This window comes from Microbispora sitophila (assembly GCF_014892245.1).
Taxonomy (GTDB): domain Bacteria; phylum Actinomycetota; class Actinomycetes; order Streptosporangiales; family Streptosporangiaceae; genus Microbispora; species Microbispora siamensis.
This window is the reverse complement of record NZ_JADBGC010000008.1, coordinates 163,711-181,953: the sequence shown is the minus strand read 5'-3', so window position 1 is coordinate 181,953 and position 18,243 is coordinate 163,711. Positions and strand designations below refer to the sequence as shown.

Annotated in this window: 16 protein-coding genes and 1 pseudogene; 10 read left to right on the top strand and 7 right to left on the bottom strand. The window is 71.3% G+C overall.

Features of this window, described 5'->3' with window-relative positions:
• Positions 1-290 precede the first annotated feature (290 nt).
• Positions 291-1,328, bottom strand: a pseudogene (locus tag IL992_RS48945) (glucuronyl esterase domain-containing protein); the annotation flags it as partial.
• Between the two features lie 522 nt (positions 1,329-1,850).
• On the bottom strand, positions 1,851-2,411 hold the full coding sequence (locus IL992_RS16770; protein WP_193204277.1) for a helix-turn-helix domain-containing protein: 561 nt from the start codon (positions 2,409-2,411) through the stop codon (positions 1,851-1,853).
• 37 nt (positions 2,412-2,448) lie between these two features.
• Between IL992_RS16770 and IL992_RS16765 the strand changes: the two genes are divergently transcribed.
• Together IL992_RS16765 and IL992_RS16760 are read left to right on the top strand one after the other, a co-directional pair.
• Positions 2,449-3,489, top strand: coding sequence for an epoxide hydrolase family protein (locus IL992_RS16765; RefSeq protein ID WP_193204276.1), 1,041 nt, complete (start codon positions 2,449-2,451; stop codon positions 3,487-3,489).
• 116 nt (positions 3,490-3,605) lie between these two features.
• On the top strand, positions 3,606-4,895 hold the full coding sequence (locus tag IL992_RS16760; RefSeq protein WP_193204275.1) for an MFS transporter: 1,290 nt from the start codon (positions 3,606-3,608) through the stop codon (positions 4,893-4,895).
• Here IL992_RS16760 and IL992_RS16755 read toward each other — a convergent pair.
• Positions 4,892-5,644 (bottom strand): GNAT family N-acetyltransferase, encoded by a 753-nt coding sequence (locus IL992_RS16755; RefSeq protein WP_193204274.1) that lies wholly within the window; start codon positions 5,642-5,644, stop codon positions 4,892-4,894. The two genes, IL992_RS16760 and IL992_RS16755, sit on opposite strands and share 4 nt — an antisense overlap.
• Positions 5,645-6,583: 939 nt before the next feature.
• Here IL992_RS16755 and IL992_RS16750 point away from each other — a divergent pair.
• Positions 6,584-7,516, top strand: a complete 933-nt coding sequence (locus tag IL992_RS16750) for an RICIN domain-containing protein (protein WP_226873229.1) — start codon at positions 6,584-6,586, stop codon at positions 7,514-7,516.
• A 55-nt stretch (positions 7,517-7,571) separates the two neighbouring features.
• Here the strand turns inward: IL992_RS16750 and IL992_RS16745 are convergent, their stop codons facing one another.
• The 4 genes from IL992_RS16745 to IL992_RS16730 form a co-directional block, all read right to left on the bottom strand.
• A complete protein-coding gene (locus IL992_RS16745) occupies positions 7,572-8,459 on the bottom strand; it encodes a class I SAM-dependent methyltransferase (protein ID WP_193204272.1) in 888 nt (295 codons plus the stop codon).
• 98 nt (positions 8,460-8,557) lie between these two features.
• On the bottom strand, positions 8,558-9,475 hold the full coding sequence (locus IL992_RS16740; RefSeq protein ID WP_319018602.1) for a DUF72 domain-containing protein: 918 nt from the start codon (positions 9,473-9,475) through the stop codon (positions 8,558-8,560).
• A 140-nt stretch (positions 9,476-9,615) separates the two neighbouring features.
• Positions 9,616-10,296 (bottom strand): response regulator, encoded by a 681-nt coding sequence (locus IL992_RS16735; RefSeq protein WP_226873142.1) that lies wholly within the window; start codon positions 10,294-10,296, stop codon positions 9,616-9,618.
• On the bottom strand, positions 10,293-12,326 hold the full coding sequence (locus IL992_RS16730) for a histidine kinase (RefSeq protein WP_193204271.1): 2,034 nt from the start codon (positions 12,324-12,326) through the stop codon (positions 10,293-10,295). The genes IL992_RS16735 and IL992_RS16730 overlap by 4 nt, the downstream gene beginning before the upstream one ends.
• Before the next feature lie 213 nt (positions 12,327-12,539).
• On the opposite strand from IL992_RS16730, the gene IL992_RS16725 reads away from it, so the two are divergent.
• The 7 genes from IL992_RS16725 to IL992_RS16695 all read left to right on the top strand — a co-directional run bounded on the left by IL992_RS16725 (position 12,540) and on the right by IL992_RS16695 (position 18,230).
• On the top strand, positions 12,540-13,202 hold the full coding sequence (locus tag IL992_RS16725; protein ID WP_193204270.1) for a hypothetical protein: 663 nt from the start codon (positions 12,540-12,542) through the stop codon (positions 13,200-13,202).
• A 41-nt stretch (positions 13,203-13,243) separates the two neighbouring features.
• Positions 13,244-13,531 (top strand): Sec-independent protein translocase subunit TatA, encoded by a 288-nt coding sequence (gene tatA, locus IL992_RS16720; protein ID WP_193204269.1) that lies wholly within the window; start codon positions 13,244-13,246, stop codon positions 13,529-13,531.
• A 99-nt stretch (positions 13,532-13,630) separates the two neighbouring features.
• Entirely contained in the window at positions 13,631-14,155 is a 525-nt protein-coding gene (locus IL992_RS16715; protein ID WP_193204268.1) for a hypothetical protein, read from the top strand.
• 173 nt (positions 14,156-14,328) lie between these two features.
• Positions 14,329-15,654 (top strand): MFS transporter, encoded by a 1,326-nt coding sequence (locus IL992_RS16710; protein WP_226873140.1) that lies wholly within the window; start codon positions 14,329-14,331, stop codon positions 15,652-15,654.
• A complete protein-coding gene (locus IL992_RS16705) occupies positions 15,651-16,994 on the top strand; it encodes a carotenoid oxygenase family protein (RefSeq protein WP_193204267.1) in 1,344 nt (447 codons plus the stop codon). The genes IL992_RS16710 and IL992_RS16705 overlap by 4 nt, the downstream gene beginning before the upstream one ends.
• 34 nt (positions 16,995-17,028) lie before the next feature.
• Entirely contained in the window at positions 17,029-17,481 is a 453-nt protein-coding gene (locus tag IL992_RS16700) for an SRPBCC family protein (RefSeq protein ID WP_193204266.1), read from the top strand.
• Between the two features lie 68 nt (positions 17,482-17,549).
• On the top strand, positions 17,550-18,230 hold the full coding sequence (locus IL992_RS16695; protein WP_193204265.1) for a TetR/AcrR family transcriptional regulator: 681 nt from the start codon (positions 17,550-17,552) through the stop codon (positions 18,228-18,230).
• Positions 18,231-18,243: the final 13 nt, after the last annotated feature.

Below are 18,243 nucleotides of genomic sequence, written 5' to 3'. Positions count from 1 at the left end.
GGGCTCGGGCTGGGAGACGGGCTGGAGTCGGTCAGGACCGGCGTCGTCCAGTCTCTCCACTGCGACAGGTTGCCGGGCTTCTTCGACGAGAACCGGAACACGGCGGGGGCGTTGCCCGTCCTCAGCAGGAACTTCTGGATGTTCTGCTGCAGCGGGGTGCGCCATTCGGACCGGGTGGCGCAGTGAGTGCCGTCCTGTACGTCGGACCAGTAGCTGATGTTGTCTCCCGCGCCGAGCGCCTTGTAGATCTCGGCTCCGGCCAGCGCGGCCACGCTGCCCGACTGGGCGCCCAGCCAGTCGACGTGCGGGTTCTCCATGATGAACAGCCCGCGCGGGGCGATCATGCCCACCATCTCGTGGGTGTCCACCGGCAGCTGACCGGGGTTGCCGGTGAAGGAGCCGAACGCGTCTCCCAGCCACGGCTGCTCGGAATAGGCGCTGCTCAGCGGCTGCGCGCCGGACTCCTGGGCGATGCCGCGGAAGATGGGAACGCCGGCGCTGCCCGACTCGATCGGCATGGTCAACGCGATGCGCTGGTCGAACACTCCGGCCGTGAAGGCGCCCTTGCCGAACCGCGAGCATCCCGTGACGCCGGTCGCGTCCGCCTTGAGGATGCTGCCGCCCGACTGCTCGATGACGTCGATGATGCGGCTCACGCCCCAGGCCCAGGCGGCGAGCAATCCGGTGCTGCTCGAAGAGCCGTAGATGCTGTAGTAGGCACCCTGCTTGTTGTTGCGGGCCGTGCCCTCCTTGCCGACCGTATAGGGGTCGTAGCTGATGACGGCGGCGCCGCTCGCCTTGATGGTGGCCGTGTCGGCGCCGAATCCTCCATAGACGATGACGGCCGGGAACGGCCCGGTGCCACTCGGCAGATCCACGCTCGCCGAGAAGCTCGCGCTCCTGCCGCTGTCCGACACGTTGACCGTGATGCCGGTTCTGGAGACCGTCCCGGTGACGACGGCCGGCTTGCCGTGCTTCTCGCCGTAGACATACCGTTCAGCCAGTTTCTTGATCTCTTCGCGGCGGCACCTCCACTCCGACGTGGAGGTGATGCGCTGCCCGTTGATCTTCTTGAAGGGATCGGGAAGCCTGGAGTTGGCCGTACGCGTTCCCAGGTCGGACACCGCGCAGTCGGCGCCCTCGTCCTCGACGCCGGCGGCCGCCGCCTGCGCCGTTCCGGTCCCCACGAGTGCGCCGACACCGGCGTTCGCACCGGGGATCTCGAACACCGCGAGACCCAGCGCAAGCGCCGCGACGGCGCCGATGACGAGCGCGCGGCGGCCGTCCGGGGCGCGGCTCCCGCCGCCGGAAGTGACATCGTCGATCATCGGGCGCCTCCGCGGAAGGGCCGACCGGCAGCGATGGAGTGTGCGGGCCCGGCCTGCGCCGGTCTCGCCAGTGTTGCCGCCGGGACCTTGAAACCTTTCACGACAGTGCGTCCTTCCTCCTGAGGGTCCCGGACCTGTCACAGGTCCGGAGAGAACCGCGGGCCGAGTGGGAGGCGAATGTTTTCGAAGCATCACCGAAATGTTGCAGCCACCGCAAGGCCCAAACCGGAGGGTGTTTCACGCACGCCCACAAGGAGGACGATGGTGCTGTTCGCGGCAGGATTACCGCTAATGCCGCAGGGATTTTTCCGAAATACCTACGAAAGTTTCACGACAGCCGAGCCTCAGCCGGCGACCGGCCGGCGCCGCGACTCACCGCATCGGGGCGCCGGGCGTGGACATCGTCACTCTTCTCCCGCCCTCCCCCGAAGCGGAAGTGATCGCGGTGGTCGGGCAGATGTCGATAACTGGACCGCAGGTGCTGACCGGAAGCGGAGTTTCAGCGCTTCTCGCTGTCGTGCCTCACCCGTCGGCGAGGCGCTGGATGGTGGCGCTCAGCCAGGCCTGGAGATCAGCGGGGTCGCCGAGTTCGGAACGCAGGACCCGGCGGCGGGTCGAGACGCCGAGCACGAAGGCGTCGATCGCTGCGGCCCGGCTGCGGGCGTCCGCATCGTCCAGGCCGCTGTCGCGCAGGTAGCGGTGCAGCGGTTCCAGCGAGTTCGTGTCGAGGAAGGCGGCCAGCGCCTCCGCCGCCTCCGGGCGTTCACCGGACGCGCGTTGCAGCACAAGCAGCGGATCCTCTCCGGGTGCGCCGAACCAGCGCCGGACGATGCTCGCCGCGAGGCGCGCACCCAGCGCGGAACGGTCGCCGTCGAAGGAGGCGGAGACCGGGATCTCCACCCGGGTTGCCGCCAGGAAAAGGCCGTCCTTGCCGCCGAAATAGCGCGTGATGAGGTTGGGCGACACGCCGGCCGCGTCGGCCACGCCTTTGACTGTGGTCGCCGCGTACCCGTGCTTGGCGAACTGGCGTTGCGCGTGCTCCAGGATCCGCTGCCTGGTCGCGGCCGCATTGCGGACGGTCATGTGTACGAGCATACACATCATGTGTACGCTGATACACATGAACGACGAGATGCGGGAACGACTCCAGCGGACGCGGCGTGTCACGATCCCGTGGAGCGACGACGGGACGCGCGGCATCAGCGGCACCCACCTCGACGAACTGCTCGAACGCTGGGCGAACGGGTACGACTGGGGGGTGCACGAGCGCCGCATCGGCGAGTTGCCTTGGGTGACGGTGCAGGCAGGCGACACCGACCTGCGTATGATCCACCAGCGGTCCGCGGATCCCGGTGCCCCGGTTGTCGTGCTGCTGCATGGCTGGCCGGACTCGGTGTTGCGGTTCGAGCGCGTCCTGCCCTTGCTCGCGGACATGCACGTGGTGGTTCCCGCACTGCCGGGCTTCCCGTTCGCGGCCCCGCTCACCGTTCCCGGCATGTCGGTCAACCGGATCGCCGGGATCGTCGCGGACGCTCTGGACGAGCTCGGTTACTCGCGGTACACGCTGTCCGGCGGCGACGTGGGTGGCGCCGTCGCGGAAGTCCTCGCGGCAGCACACCCGGACCGGGTGGCTGCCCTGCACCTCACGAACGTTGCCCCGCAGCGTGCGCTCACGGCGGACCCGGCCGAGCTCGCGCCCGACGCGGCGGCCTACCTCGGCCGGTCGGCGCAGTGGTTCCGGACCGAGGGCGGGTACATCGCGGAGCAGTCGACGCGGCCGAACACGCTCGCGGTCGCCCTCGGCGACTCACCCGCCGGCCTCGCGGCGTGGATCGTCGAGAAACTGGAGTCCTGGTCCGACGAGTCGGCCTTCACCGCGGACGAGCTTCTCACCTGGGTCACCGCCTACTGGGTCACCGGAACGATCGGCACATCTTTCGCCACCTATGTCGAACCGGTCGCCCTCCCTGACCGGATCGACACGCCGACCGTGCTCTCCGTGTTTCCGCGCGACATCAAACCGGAGCCGCGAAGCTACGCCGAGGCGTTCCTGAACGTTCGCGATTATGTGGAACACCGTGCCGGGGGCCACTTCGCAGCCTGGGAACAGCCCGAGGCCTACGCCGGCGACGTACGCCGCGCGGTCACGCTGGGCGGCTGAAACGGCGCTTGCGGACGCTCCACCGCTGCACCGCCGTCCGCCCGGCACGGCCTGTGGCGTGGCACGGGCGGCGGGCTGACCGTCGCTGTGAAGTGCCGCCTGTTAGCCTGATCGGCATGATCAGAAGGGGGTCCAGGCAACGGGCACCCAGCGGGCCGGCTTCCGGTCCGCAGCGAGCTCTGATCATCGCCAGTTTCGTCAGCAGGGTAGGCAATGGTCTCTTCAACACCGCTGCCATCCTCTACTTCACGCTCGTGGTGCACCTGCCCGCCACACAGGTAGGAGCGGGGCTGACGATCGCCGGCCTGAGCGGCTTGGCGGCCGGAATACCGGCGGGGAATCTAGCCGACCGGTACGGCCCACGCACGATCTGGCTGATGGCCCTCGCCCTACAAGCCGCCACAATGGCGGCTTTCGTCTTCATCGACAGTTGGCTCGCGTTCACGCTCGTCGCCACGCTGGACCGGCTGGCCGCCACGGCGAGCGGCGCCGCGGGCGGTGCGCTCATCGCACGAGTCGGCGGTGAACGTCCTGCCGCCTTCCGGGCCAGACTCCGCACCTTCGTCAATCTCGGCGTCGTCGTGGGCACCCTGGGTGCGGCCTTCGCCATCCAGATGGACACTCGCCCTGCCTACACCGGACTGATCCTCGCAAACGCCGCGAGCTTCGCCTGCGCCGGACTGATCGTGTTCCTGGGCGTCCCGAACTACCGGCCTCTGCCCCGGCCCAAGGCGCACCGTCAGTGGTCCGTCCTGGCCGACCGGCCGTACGTGTCCTTCGTCGCGCTCTACAGTGGCATGGGCCTGCAGTACCAGACCGTCTCCCTACTGCTGCCGATCTGGCTCACCGCCCACACAGACGCACCGCACTGGACCGTGGCAGCGGTCTACGCGATCAACAGCGGCGTCTGCGTGCTGCTCCAACGCAGACTCGGCTCGAAGGTGGAAACCCCACGACAGGGCGGCCGCGCATTCCGCCTCGCCGGGCTCCTTTTCCTCGTCAGCTGTCCGTTGATGGCGCTGACAGCTGATGTTCCCGCGTGGGTCGCACCGGCACTCGCTGTCCTCGCCGTGTGCGTCCACAGCGTCGGAGAGGTGTGGGAGTCGTCGGCCGGCTTCGCGCTCGGCTTCGGTCTCGCGCCCGAGCATGCCCACGGGCAGTATCAGGGCCTCTTCGGTATCGGCTTCGACGCAGGCCAAGCCCTCGCCCCTGTGATCCTGACCGGAGCAGTCCTTGCGCTCGGACACGCGGGATGGCTACTCCTCGGCGCGTTCTTCGCGGGCCTGGGCGCGGCAGGACCTCCGGTGGCCGCATGGGCCGAGCAAACCCGCCGCAGAAAACCAGATACGGAAGCTTCCGCACAACGTCGGCAAGGTGAATCCCCGCTGCTGGAGGCCGACTACTAATAGCGAAGCGAGATGTACAGGGCCTCGCCGACCTTTCGGTAGCCGACGCGGGCGTAGACCCGTGCGGCTCCGTCGTCGGCGGGCGTGAGGAACGGCAATGTGATCCCCGCGTCACGACCCGCGCGGGTCAGCAACGCCGTGACGGCTCCCCCGATGCCGCGCCGCCGGTGTGAGGAGCGCACCGCGATGCCCGCCACCTCGGCGGTCCCCTCATGGGGGCCACCGATCTCCCCGGCGCCGACGAACTCCCCGGTCACGGCGTCGACGGCGGCGGCCACGAGCCCACCGCGGTCCAGCACCCGCCGGGATCGTGCGACGTCGTGCTCGGTCGTCTCGGGCACCTCGAACGCCTCGTTCGTGACCCGTGCGACCTGCCAGAGGTCCTGGTCGTCGGTCACGAGAGTGAGCCGCACGGAGGCGTCGAGCGGCGCGTCCACCACCTCGTCCGGGGGACAGACCAGGAGCGGAAAGCGGCCTTCGGCCGTGAACCCGGCCGCGAGCAGCGCGTCTTCCAGCTTCGGCGCCGCCTCCGGCACGTACTCGAGCCGGGGAGTCCTGGCCCGCTCGCGGAACGCCGCGACCAGCGCGGCGACCTCGTCCGCCGTCGGTACGACGTCGTCGTCGGGAACGGCGTAGTTGAACCAGGGGGCGTCGTCATGCTCGTCGAACCGGATCACGAACGGTCCGACCCGGCGTGCCCGAGTCCCGGCCGCCGACCTGAGATAGGCGTGCACCCTCGCACCCAGCACCTGCAGTCCTCCCCTGAGACGACGACCACCAAAAACTAGGTCCCCCTGATCCTCCGGACAACCGATTTCCGGCCGAGCCGGTCGGCGGGGCACGTCACCCCGCAGGGCCACGTCGAGGAGCGACCGAACGCCGATCCCGGACACGAGGATTCGGCACAGGAGCGAAACAACAATCGGTGGAGCCGTGAATTCGACGATTCGGACGACGCTCCGCGGATTCCCGCACATCCGAGAGTTCCCCGGCAGTTAGCGGCGTTGACATCTCTCGTCTTCCCTCACCCATGGACGCGTTCTCCGCCCTCGCGATTCGCCTCCCCGCACCCTCACCGGATCACCGAAAACGGCGTAACCGAAATACCCATTGATGAATTGACTGCGCCTGTCAATCTTTTGAGAGATATCTTATCGCCGCGGCGACCTCAAGCCGCAGCCGGCACATCCGCTACGCGACCACATCGGTGTCCGGCGGTTGCGCTCTCGTCGTGCGCAACCTCGTGGTCCCGGCCGGGTCGCTGACGGACTTCGACTCAGGCGTCAACGCCGTGAAGGCCCTCGGCTACACCAGCACGGACCGGCATTACCTCATGCTCACCGAGGCCACCGTGATCTGCGGCATGGGCGAGATCAAGGGTGACGACCTGACGACCGGGGCCGCCAATCTCAACAACGGCCTGGCCTACGCCCGCGTCGACGCCATCCCGGGCTGTTTCGGCGCCAACGCCATCGCCCACGAACTCGGGCACACCTTCGGCGCCGTACAGATGAGCGCGGCGCACTCCGACGGCAGCTGGCACTGCCTGGACCAGTGGGACCTCATGTGTTACGGCGGCACCCCGTCGTGGAACTGCCTCCAGTGGAACGACTACCGCCTGCCCGACTGCAACCGGGACGACTACTACAACGCCGCCCCGGCCGCCGGCAGCTACCTGGCCACGCACACTGGAACACCGCCAACAGCGCGTACCTCATCGCCGGGAGCACGGCCGACAGCGACCCCATCCCAAGGTCGGCAACACCTACGTCGTCACCAACGTGGCCACGGGAGGGGCGCTCGAACCCATCGGCGCGTCCACCGGGGCGCTGACCGAGCTGAGCCAGCGCGCCCGCGTCGACACTCCCAACCAGAAGTGGCTCATGGGCTACACGACCGGGCTGCAGTTCATCAACGTCGGCAGCCGCCTGTGCGCCGACAGCTCCTACAGCGGCACCACCCCCGGCACGACGCTGCTGCAGTACATCTGCAACGGCCAGGACGGCATGCGCTTCGCCTACCTGCCGGTCGGCACCAACACGTACGCCATCTTCGACTGGCTGTCGGGCCTGGCGCTGACCGCGAGCGGCTCCTACCCATCGCCCGTCACGCAGCAGACCTACACCGGCGCCACCAACCAGCAGTGGGTGTTCAACCAGGTCACCGGCATCGCCCCGGTCAACAACAGCGTCTACTACCTGCAGGGCCTGGGCAGCCGCGACAACGCCGAGCCGGTCGGCGGCTCGACCGCCTCCGGCACGCTGGTCACCCACAACCCGCCGTCGGGGGCGACCAGCCAGCAGTGGCGGTTGCAGGCCACCGGGTCGTACTGGAACCTGGTGAACGTCAACAGCGCCAAGTGCCTGGACCTGGTCTCGGCCGGCACCGCGAACGGCGTGCAGATCAGGCAGGCGACCTGCGGCACCGCGACCAGCCGGCAATGGACCTTGCGGCGGGTCGCCGACGGCACGTTCTATCTGGTCAACCGCTTCAGCGGGAAGGTGCTCGACAGCCCGCCGGGCAGCGGCACCACCCTGGAGCAGCAGACGATCACCGGCAACACCGACGGCGGCCTCGGCATCGTCGCGGGTGACCAGATCTGGTATCTGAACCCCGCCTGACGCCCCTCGCGGGCCGCCCGGAACTCCGGGCGGCCCGCATCGGGCCCTGTCAGTGTCACCCGGAAAGCTGGAAGTGCCAGACGACCATCGTCGGCACGTCGCCGTTGGCGGCTTCTGCCGCCTCGGGCACCAGGTCGGTGAGGCACCAGGGCCAGAGCTCCCAGACGCCTACCGCCTCCGCCGTGGACGGCGTCCCACTCCGCCGGGGACGCTCCGCCTTGGGTTCCTCGCAGCGTCGCACGTGCAATCCGGCCGGCAGCGCGGCGCGCAGGTAATCGCCTATCGAGTGCTGATGGGTGGAGATCCTTCCCGGCTCGCCGTCTGCTCGACGTACGGGCGGGACGAAGCCCCGTCCGACCCCTTCGGGGTGCATGTCGGAAACGATCAGATGTCCGCCCGGACGCAGGACTCTGGCGAACTCGGTCATCACCGGCCGCAGCGCGGGGACATGGGTCAGTGCCAGAGAGCACACCACCAGGTCCACGGCGCCGTCCGGCACCGGCAGGTCATGCAGGTCCCCGAGCAGGAACCGGCCGAGCGGTGCCCGGGCACGCGCGTGTGCCAGCATGTCGGGCGAGCTGTCCACGCCCAGCACCCGATGACCCCGTTCGGCCAGCGACGCCGCGACCCGGCCGGTTCCGCAGGCGGCGTCCAGGGCGACGCCCAGGGGCAGGGTGTCGACGATCGCGCCGATGATGGGCTCGTCGATGTCGAACAAGCCGTTCGGGCCGTCATAGGAGCCGGACCAGATGCGGTAGCCCTCCGTCGTGTCCACGCGCGCGACCTCCACGGCCGCCTCCGCCAGTGCCTCGTCGTCGAGCAGCCGGCGGATCTCCGCGATCCGCGAATCCACGAAGCCGCGGTCGAACCGGCCGGTGAAGGAACGCAACAAGGCGACGCCCTCGAGCCCGAGCAGGTACGCCAAGGGGTGCTCGTAGATCACCGGATCGAGACTAACGACACGCGTTATCCCGGTGCCATCGAAATAAGCGCCGCCATCCACCGCGCTGTCCGCACAGGTCACCGGGCACCAAGGGTGTCTCAGGGCGCCCCGGCGGACGGTCGGACGACGTCGGCGCCCCGCTCTTCGAGCAGGTCGGCCAGGCGTGCGGCGTTGCGCTGGGAGTTGTCGGCGCAGCAGTTGTTGGTCAGCACGTGCGTGGTCGCCGTACGGGCGGCGAGGTCCGCTATCCGGCCGGCCCAGTGCCGAAGTTCCTCCTCCGAGTAGAGGTAGCCGAACCGCTCCTCGATGACGCGGCTCGTCCACTTCTCCGAGCGACCGTGCAGGCGGACGACGGCGAGGTCGGAGGTGGCCGCGAGCACCGGCGGGACCGACGAGGGATGCCCCTGCGGCATGTCCACCCCGACGTACGGCACGTCGTTGGCGCGCAGGAAGTCGAGGGTGTCCCCCCGGGTGGCCTCGTCCATCCAGGCCGCGTTGCGGAACTCGACGCACACGCGCATCGGCAGACAGCGGTCGCGGCATTCGAGGATGTAGCGGCGGTGCGCGCCGCCCGGCGGGAACCACTGCGGGAACTGGAACAGCACCGCGCCGAGTTTCCCCGACTCGTGCAACGGCTCCAGCGCGCCGAGGAACCGGCGCCACACCTCCTCGACGACCTCCGGGGGGAGGTCGCGCCGGTAGAGCGTCCGCCCGGGCTCCCCCAGCACGGCCCGCAGGTCCCTGTAGAGCGCGGCCGACCGGGTCGGATGCCCGGTGAGCAGGGAGAACGCCTTCACGTTGAAGGTGAAGTCCTTCGGCGTACGGTCACGCCACAGCTCGGCCGTACGCCGGGCCGGCGGGTTGTAGTAGGTGGCGTCCACCTCCACCAGGGGGAACCGGCCCGCGTAGTAGCCGAGCCTGGCCTCGGGTGTGCGCGCCTCGGGCGGATACCAGCCTGAGGCGAGCAGCGACTTGTCCGTCCAGGAGGCCGTACCGACCAAGATCTTGCCCAACACAGTCGCACGGTGCCCATCGCAGTCGCACGGCGCCCATCGCAGTCAGGGGGGACCGGCTGCTCCAGCAGGCGGGGGGTTCCGCGCTCCCTCCCTTCGAGTTCCATGATCCCCAGTGCTCGGAGCGACGGACGTGATGCGGGTCAGCGGCCGAAACCGGCCTCACGGGCCCGTACGATCGCCTGGGCCCGGTCGGCGACCTGCAGCTTCGCGAAGACGTTGGACACGTTGTTGCGCACCGTCTTGGGCGACAGCGACAGGCGCTCGGCGATGCGGGTGTTGGACAGGCCGGCCGCGATGAGGTCGAGGATCTCCCGTTCCCGCGCGGTGAGCTGCGGAAACGGCTCCTCCCGCAGCGGCCGGACGGTGGCGAGCCTGCTGAAGTAGCGGGTCACCCGCCCGGCCAGCGCGGGCCCGAAGATGACCTCGCCGCCGGCGACGGCCGCGATGGCGCGCAGGATCTCCGTCTGGTCGGCGCCTTTGAGCAGGTAGCCCCGGGCTCCGGCCAGCATGGCGGAGAAGACGCTCTCGTCGTCCTCGTGCATGGTCAGCACGAGCACGTGGGTCTCCGGGCAGGCCTCCACGATGCGCTGGGTGGCCTGGACGCCGTCGAGCCGCGGCATCTGCAGGTCCATGACGACGACGCGCGGACGGAGCCCGATCGCCTGCGCGACGGCCTCCTCGCCGTCGGCCGCGGTGCCGACCACCTCGACCTCGCCCGTGGAGGCGAGCATCATCCGCAGGCCGTTGCGGTAGACGGGGTGGTCGTCGGCGAGCAGCACCGTGGGCATCCCGGCGCCGTCGGGGGACGGGCCGGCGGTCATCGCGTCGCCTCCGCGGGGAGGACGGCGTGGACGCGGGTCCCGCCGCCGTCGCGGGAGGTGACGGAGCAGCTCCCGCCGAGCTCTTCCGCGCGCTCCCGCATGCCGACCAGGCCCACGCCGACCAGAGCTCCCGGCCGCACCCCTCTCCCGTCGTCGAGCACCTCGACCTCCAGTTCGCTTCCGGTCGCCGTCAGGCGGACCTCGCAGGTGCCGGCGTCCGCGTGCCGCGCGACGTTGACCAGAGCCTCGCAGACGATCCGGTAGGCCGCCACCTCGGTCGCGGCCGGCAGCCCGGCCAGGTCGCCCGCGGCGTCCACGCGTACGGTCAGCCCGCCCTCCCGGAACCGCGTGGCCTCCTGCCGCAGCGCTCCCGCCAGGCCGAACTGGTCCAGGGCCGGCGGGCGCAGGTTGTGGACGAGCCGGCGTACGTCGCCGAGCACGGACGACAGGTCCGACCGCACCTCGTGCAGCGCCTCGCGGGCGGCGTCGAGGTCCCGGGTCACCAGGTTGCCCGCGGCCTCGACCTTGAGCGCAGCGGCGGCGAGGGTGGGCCCCAGCCCGTCGTGGAGGTCCCTGCGCAGCCTGCGGCGCTCCTCCTCGATGCCCGTCACCAGGCGTTCCCTGCTGTGCTGGAGCTCCTCGGCCAGGGCCGTGGCCCGTACGGCCGCCGCGGCCTGCCGTACGACGTCGGCGAGCAGCCGCTGGTCGGCGTCGGCGAGCGGCGCGCCCGCGCGCGGGACGAGGACGAGGCGGCCGATCGGGGCCGCGCGGTAGGCGAAGGGAAGGACGAGGACGTCGTCGCGCCGGGCGCCGTGCTCGACCACGAGGGTGCGGCCGTCGGCGCGGTCGAGTTCCACCCGCACGTACGGCGAGCGCAGTGCCGTGGACACCGCCCTGGCCACGGTGAGCAGCAGTTCCTCCGGGCTGACCGACTCCTCCAGCCGCCGGGCCAGGGCCGAGACCACGTCGTACGGCTCCGCCCGGCCGGCGAGGACGCGGCCCACCCAGCGGCGGACCCGCTCGCGCAGCGGCGCGTAGACGACGGCGACCGCGGCGGCGGCGAGCACGGCCGCGACCGGCTCGTCGATGAGCGCGCCCAGCCCCACGAAGACGGGGACGTCGATCGCGACCACGGCGACCGCCAGGCCGCCGTAGAGGAGGGTCCAGCCGAGCACGGGGTCGATGTCGTACAGCCGGTATCGGCCGACGGCCACCAGGACGGCGGCGGCGATCGCGACCAGGGAGACGACGAACGCGAGATCCTGCGGCACCCCCTCGACCACGGCGGGCACGAAGATCAGCACGCCGTTGAGCAGGGCCGCCAGCAGCATCCAACGCAACTGCGCGCGGCGCGCGCCGGACGACCCGCGGAAGCGCCGGACGAAGGCCGCGAGCGACACCAGCAGGCTCAGCACGAGCGCCGCCGGGGTGAGGGCCATCGCGACCCGCCAGAAGGCGTCCGGCAGAGGCGGCATCGGCAGGTCGAGCCCGGGGCCCCGCCAGGGCTCCTCCGGCGACTGCGCCCGCCATGGAACGGTGAGGAAGACGAGAACCGCGAGGCCGGTGGCGCCGAGCGACAGCGACGCGGCCCACCGCCAGCGCGGCGACGGCAGCCTGCCGTCGGGGAAGAACAGCAGCACGAGCAGCGGCAGCGGGTTGAGCAGCGGCCCGAGCCTCGCCCCCGCGTACACGGCGGCGCCGGTGAGCGGCAGCGTGCCGGCGTGCCGGGTGAGGGACAGGACGGCGTAGCCGGCGGCGAGGCCGTTGAGGCAGGACACCACGCCGCCGCCGATCAGCAGCCAGGTCATCGGGTGCGCGGGCAGGCGGGCGGCCAGCACCCCGCCCGCGACGGCGAGGGCCACGCCCGGAACGCTGGACGACCATGCGGGCCAGTCGAGCGGCTCGGGCCGGGTAACCGGCCCGGTCGCGATCTCGATCCAGATGGCGGACACGGCGGCGACGACGGACAGGGCCGCGAGCACCGTCGCGGCGGCCCCGAGACGGCGAGACGCGTCAGAAGGGCCGGGCACGCGGTCCAGCGTGCCACAGGGCCGCCCTTCCCGGCATGGGACCGGTGTCCCGTCTCCGCCCGGGACGCCTGCCCCTGATCGGTGCGGGCGCGGTGGTGGCCTCGCTCTCTGTCGGCCCGGGACGCGGCACGGAGACCGTGGTCGCGGCACCACCGGTCTCGGCGCGACCGGTCAGGGACGCGCGACGAAGGCTTCCGCCAGGAGGGAACGACCATGTCCGTTCACATCACGCCCAGCAACGTCAATCCGCAGGAACCGGCGCCGACGGCGGCTGCCGCTCCGGCCGCACCACCTTGGACCCGGCCGGCCGGGGTGCTGCTGGCCGCCGGAGCGGCGGCCTGGGCGGCCGGCACGGTCATCGTCGGCGACGACATCCAGAAGGGCATCCAGACGCTCGACACCCTGACCGGGATGCTGTTCGTCGCCGGGGTGTTCGGCTTCGTCGCGCTCGTGCTGGCCACCCGCGCCACCGGTGCCGGGTGGGGCCGGATCATCCCGGCGGGCCTGCTCGTGTCGCTTCCCGGCGCGTTCCTGCTGAACGCGCTCTCGTTCGGCTACGCCACCCACGACGACTTCCCGCTCCCTCTGATGATCCTCGACGCCTGCTGGCCGCTCAGCATGTTCGGCATGCTGGTCCTCGGCATCGCCGTGGCGGTCACCGGCCGCTACCGCGGCGCCCTGCGCTGGCTGCCGCTGCTCGCCGGCCTGTGGTTCCCGGTCACGATGGCGGCGCAGATCTTCGCCGGGTCCACCGCCTCGGTGTGGGTGAGCGCCGCCTGGCTGCTGGCCGCCCACGCCCACATCGGCGTCCGGCTCGCGCTGCGGCCCGCCGTCCGACCGGACGCCGCACGCCGGCCCGCACACCCGATGACATAGCCTGTGAGCAGGGAAAACGACGACCAGAGGAGAACCCCGCCATGGGTTCGCTGAGCCCTGTTCACTGGATGATCGTGTTCGTGGTGCTCGTGCTGCTCTTCGGCGCCAAGAAGCTGCCGGACACCGCGAAGGCCGTCGGGCAGTCGCTGCGGATCCTCAAGAGGGAGACCGGCAGGCTCGGCGACGAGGACGACGCCCCGGCCGCCCGGGCCCGTACGGCACCGGTCTCCCCGGACGTCGAGGAGCGGCTGCGGGCGCTCGAAGAGGAGAACGCCCGGCTCAGAGCCACGGCGGACGCCTCGCGGCGGGACGAGCCCGAGGTCCGCTGAGGCGTCGCTCCCCGGTCGACGGGGGCGAGGGTGATCCGGGCCAGGGGATTCGGTCCGGGCCGCGTGAACCTTTCCACGGGGCCCGGACTCCAACAGGACATGAAGCTCACGACCTCGCTCCGCGTTGTTCTCCCCGCCGCCGCGGCCGCCGCGTTGCTCTCCGCCGCGGCGCTCCCGGCCGACGCCGCGACCATGCCGAAGTTCGCCAAGCCCAAGGCGTACGGCACGTCGTTCCAGAGCGACCCCCACCACGACTTCACCAAGCACATTTCGCCGCGACACGACGGCATCCTGCGGGGCTGGGTCACGCACTACCGGTCCGGGGTGGCGGAATACGAGCCGATCAGGTGGGTGAAGGACAGGACCGGCCACACGGAGGGGCACTTCGAGGGACCGCCGGAGGGTGACGTCACGGCCTACGCCTCCCCCGTGGCGAAGAACGTCGTGTTCTACAGCGCCATCGGATGCAAGGGCACCACGGTGACGGTGGCGGACGGCGGCCTGGGGTCGAAGCGGTGCTCCCGGAGTGAGCTGATCTCCCGGATGAAGACCGTCCGTCATCCGGCGCTCATCACCGTCTATCGCGGCAAGATCGTCAAGGTCCAGGAGATCTACACCCCCTGAAAAACGCCGGTCACCCGGCACCGCTCGGCACAGGGCCGGACTTCCCATTCCCCGGAAGTCCGGCCCTTTCTCGTGCAGGGACCTGCCGCGCAGGCGGACGGCCCCGGCTTGACGCCGGTTGGGTTAGGAGAACATACTCTGGTTATAGCTTCTAACCAACGGAACGAGGTGTCATGGCCATGTCGGTCCGCGCCCGCGGTGTCTCGCTCGCGCTGCTGGCGTCGTCGCAGTTCCTGGTGGTGCTGAACACCTCGATCGTCAACGTGGCGCTGCCCGCCATCGGCGACGACCTGAGCCTGTCGGCCGCCGGGTTGTCGTGGGTGGTCAACGCGTACCTGATCGCCTTCGGGGCGCTGCTGCCCGCGGGCGGCAGGCTCGCCGACCTGTACGGCGGGCGGCGGGCCCTCGCCGCGGGGCTGGCCCTGTTCACGGCCGGCTCGGCCGGGGCCGCGCTCTCCCCCGGCGCCGGGGCGTTGATCGCGGCGCGGGCCGTCCAGGGCGTCGGGGCCGCCGTCCTCTCCCCGGCCGCGCTGGCCGTCCTGCTCGCGCTGTATCCCGCCGGCGCCGCACGCGGCCGGGCGCTCGGCGTGTGGGGTTCGGTCTCGGCGGCGGGCGGCGCGGCCGGGGTCCTGCTGGGCGGGCTGCTGACCGGCGCGCTCGGCTGGTGGTCGGTCTTCGCCGTCGGCGTGCCCGTCGCGGCGTTCGTCCTGGTCGCCGTGCCGCGCCTGGTCCCGGGCGACGACCGGCCGCCGCGCGGCGGCGGGCTCGACCTGCCGGGAACGCTGTCGGTCACGCTGGGCCTGCTCGGCGTCGCGTACGGCCTGGGCGGCGGCGGATGGGCGCCGATCGCCGCGGGCGTGGCCCTGCTCGGCGTGTTCGCCCTCTGGGAGCGGCGGGTGGAGCGACAGGCGGCCGTGCCGTTGATCCCGCCAAGCCTGCTGCGCACGGCCGACGTGGGCATCGGGAACGTGCTCATGCTGCTGCTCGGGATGGTCTGGGTCGGCACGTTCTTCTTCCTGCCGCTCTACCAGCAGCGGGTGCTCGGCTACTCGCCGCTGGAGGCGGGGCTCACCCAGCTTCCCCTCGCGCTGGCGCTCGTCCTGGCGCCGCTCGCGGCGGGCCGGCTGCGCCGCACGCTCGTCCCCGGCCTGCTGATGCTGGCGGCCGGGCTGGCCTGGCTGGCCCGGGCGCCGGAGGACGGGACCTTCCTCGTCGACCTGCTGGGGCCGACGGTCCTGGTGGGCGCGGGACTGGGGCTGGCGTTCGTGCCGCTGACCGCGCTCGGCGTCGCCGGGGTGCCCGGCGAGCGGGCGGGCGTCGCGAGCGGCCTCATCACCACCACGCGGCAGGTCGGCGGCGCGCTCGGCCTCGCCGTCCTCACCTCGGTCGCGGGCCTCGCCCCGGCCGGTGTCACCGGCTACCGCCACGCCTTCCTGACGGCGGCTGCCATCTCCCTCGTCGCGGCGACCGCCGCGCTCGTGAAAGGACGCATCCGATGAACAAGCCCTACCTGACCGGACACTTCACCCCGCACGTGGACGAGGTGACCGCCCGCGACCTGGTGGTGGAGGGCGCGCTGCCCGCCGAGCTGACCGGCCGGCTGGTGCGCAACAGCCACAACCCCCTCCCCGGGGTCACGCCCACGCACTGGTGGAAGGGCAGCGGCATGGTCCACGGCATCCGGCTGCGGGACGGCAGGGCCGAGTGGTATCGCAACCGCTGGGTGCGGACCCCCGCCCTCGACGGCGCGCCGTACATGACCGAGAAGGGGCCCGACCTGACCGCAAGCACCGCGGGGACCCACGTGATCGAGCACGCGGGCAGGCTGCTGGCGCTGTGCGAGGCCAACTACCCCTTCGAGCTGACCCCCGAACTGGAGACCGTCGGGGCGTACGACTTCGGCGGGAAGCTCACGACGATGATGACCGCCCACCCCAAGAGCGACCCGGTCACCGGTGAGCTGCACTTCTTCGGCTCCTCGCCGTTCCCGCCCCACCTCGTCTACCACGTGGCCTCCGAGACGGGCGAGATCGAGTTCAGCGAGGAGGTGCCTGGGGCGACCGCCTCACTGAAGCACGACTTCGCGATCACGGAGCACTTCGTGGTGTTCGTGGAGGGCTCTGTGACCTTCGACCACACCGAGACCTCCGGCATCCCGTACTCCTGGAGCGACGACCAGGTCACCCGCATCGGCGTGATGCCGCGCGGCCGGGGCGGCGCGGCGAGGATCCGGTGGTTCGCCATCGAGCCCGGCAGCCTGCTGCACGTCGCCAACGCGTACGAGGACGCCGAGGGCCGGATCGTCCTCGAAGGACCGGCCATGGACCGCGACGGGTTCCGGCGCTCGTGGAAGTGGTGGGCGGGGCTGCCCGGGCACGGCGTCGTGCCCGGCTCGCGCTCCTTCAACCGCCGCTGGGTCGTGGACCCGCGTACGGGCACGGTCGCCGAGGACGTTATCGACGACCTGGTCATCGAGTTCCCCACGATCAACGACGACCTGCTCGGCCGCGAGCATCGCTACCAGTACTCGATCTCCTTCCCGGACGACCGGGGCGTGGGCGGCTACGGCGTGGTCAAGTACGACCGGGTCTCCGGCGGCAGGCAGGTGCTGCCGGTCGGCGACGGGCGGCTGCCGAGCGAGGCCGTCTTCGTGCCCGCCGCCGGCGCGGTCAACGAGGACGACGGCTACCTGCTGACGGTCGTGAGCGACCTGCACGCCGACGCCTCCCGGCTGCTGGTCCTGGACGCCGCCGACCTGAACCGGCCCCCGGTCGCGGCCGTGCACCTGCCCCGCCGGGTGGTGGCCGGCATCCACGGTTCGTGGATCTCCGACAACTGACACCGGCAACCGACATCCGTTGAGAGGAAGAACGATGGACATCGACCGGAACGCCCCCGTCGTCGTCGAGCTGGAGACCACCGTGCACGCCCCGATCGAGAAGGTCTGGCGGCTGCACACCGACATCGACGCCTGGCCGAGCTGGAACCCCGACATCTCCTCCGCGCGCCCGCGCGGTGACCTCGCCGTCGGCGCGACCTTCGACTGGGAGACACACGGGCTGGTCATCGCCTCGACGGTCGCCGAGCTCGTCCCCGGGCGCCGCGTCGTCTGGGGCGGCCCGGCCCACGGCATCGACGGCGTGCACGTCTGGACCTTCGAGGAGATCGACGGCGGGGTGCTCGTACGGACCCGGGAGTCGTGGGCGGGGCAGCCCGTCGAGGCCGACCCCGAGGGCATGCGGGCGGCACTGGAGGGCTCGCTCCGGGCCTGGCTCGCCGCGCTCAGTCAGACGGCGCTCACGCAGACGGCGCTCAACGCCGGATGACCCCGTCGGGCCGGGCGGACGCGATGAGCCGGGAGACACCGATGAGAGGCACTCACCATAATGAGGGGATGTCAACGCCGCGGCAGCGCTACCGGGACCAGGTCCGTTCGGAGATCAAGCAGATCGCCCTCGTCCAGATCGGCGAGGGCGGGGCGGCGGCGCTGAGCCTGAACGCGGTGGCGAAACAGCTCGGCGTCACGGGCCCGGCGATCTACAAGTACTTCCGCAGCCGCGACGACCTGCTGACCGAGCTGATCCTCGAGGGTTTCGACGAGGTCGCCGCGGCCGTACGGGCCGCCGCCGGCGAGGGCGCGCCACGGGAGCGGCTGCACGCGCTGGCCCGGGCCTTCCACGGATGGGCGGTGACCAACCCGCACCTGTTCCAGTTGCTGGCCGGCACGCCCTCGCCGGGCTACCAGGCTCCGCCGGAGAGCGTGATGCGGGCCCGGAGCGTGCTCGGGCCCTTCCTCCCGGTGTTCGCCGGGGGGCACTGCCGACCGGGGACCGAACCGCTGCGGGAGCAGATGCGGCGGTGGGTGGAGGAGACCCCGGCGGTCGCCGAGTGGGTGCGCGCGTTCGCCCCGGAGGGGGAGCCGGCGACCGCCCTGGCCGGAACCGTGATGGCGTGGGCCCAGTTGCAGGGCGTGGTGAGCCTGGAGGTGCAGGGGCAGTTCGCCGGTATGGGTCACAGCGGGGCCACCCTGCTCGCCGCCATGATGGACGCGCTCGCCGACAGCATGGGCCTGTGACGGGCATCCTGGA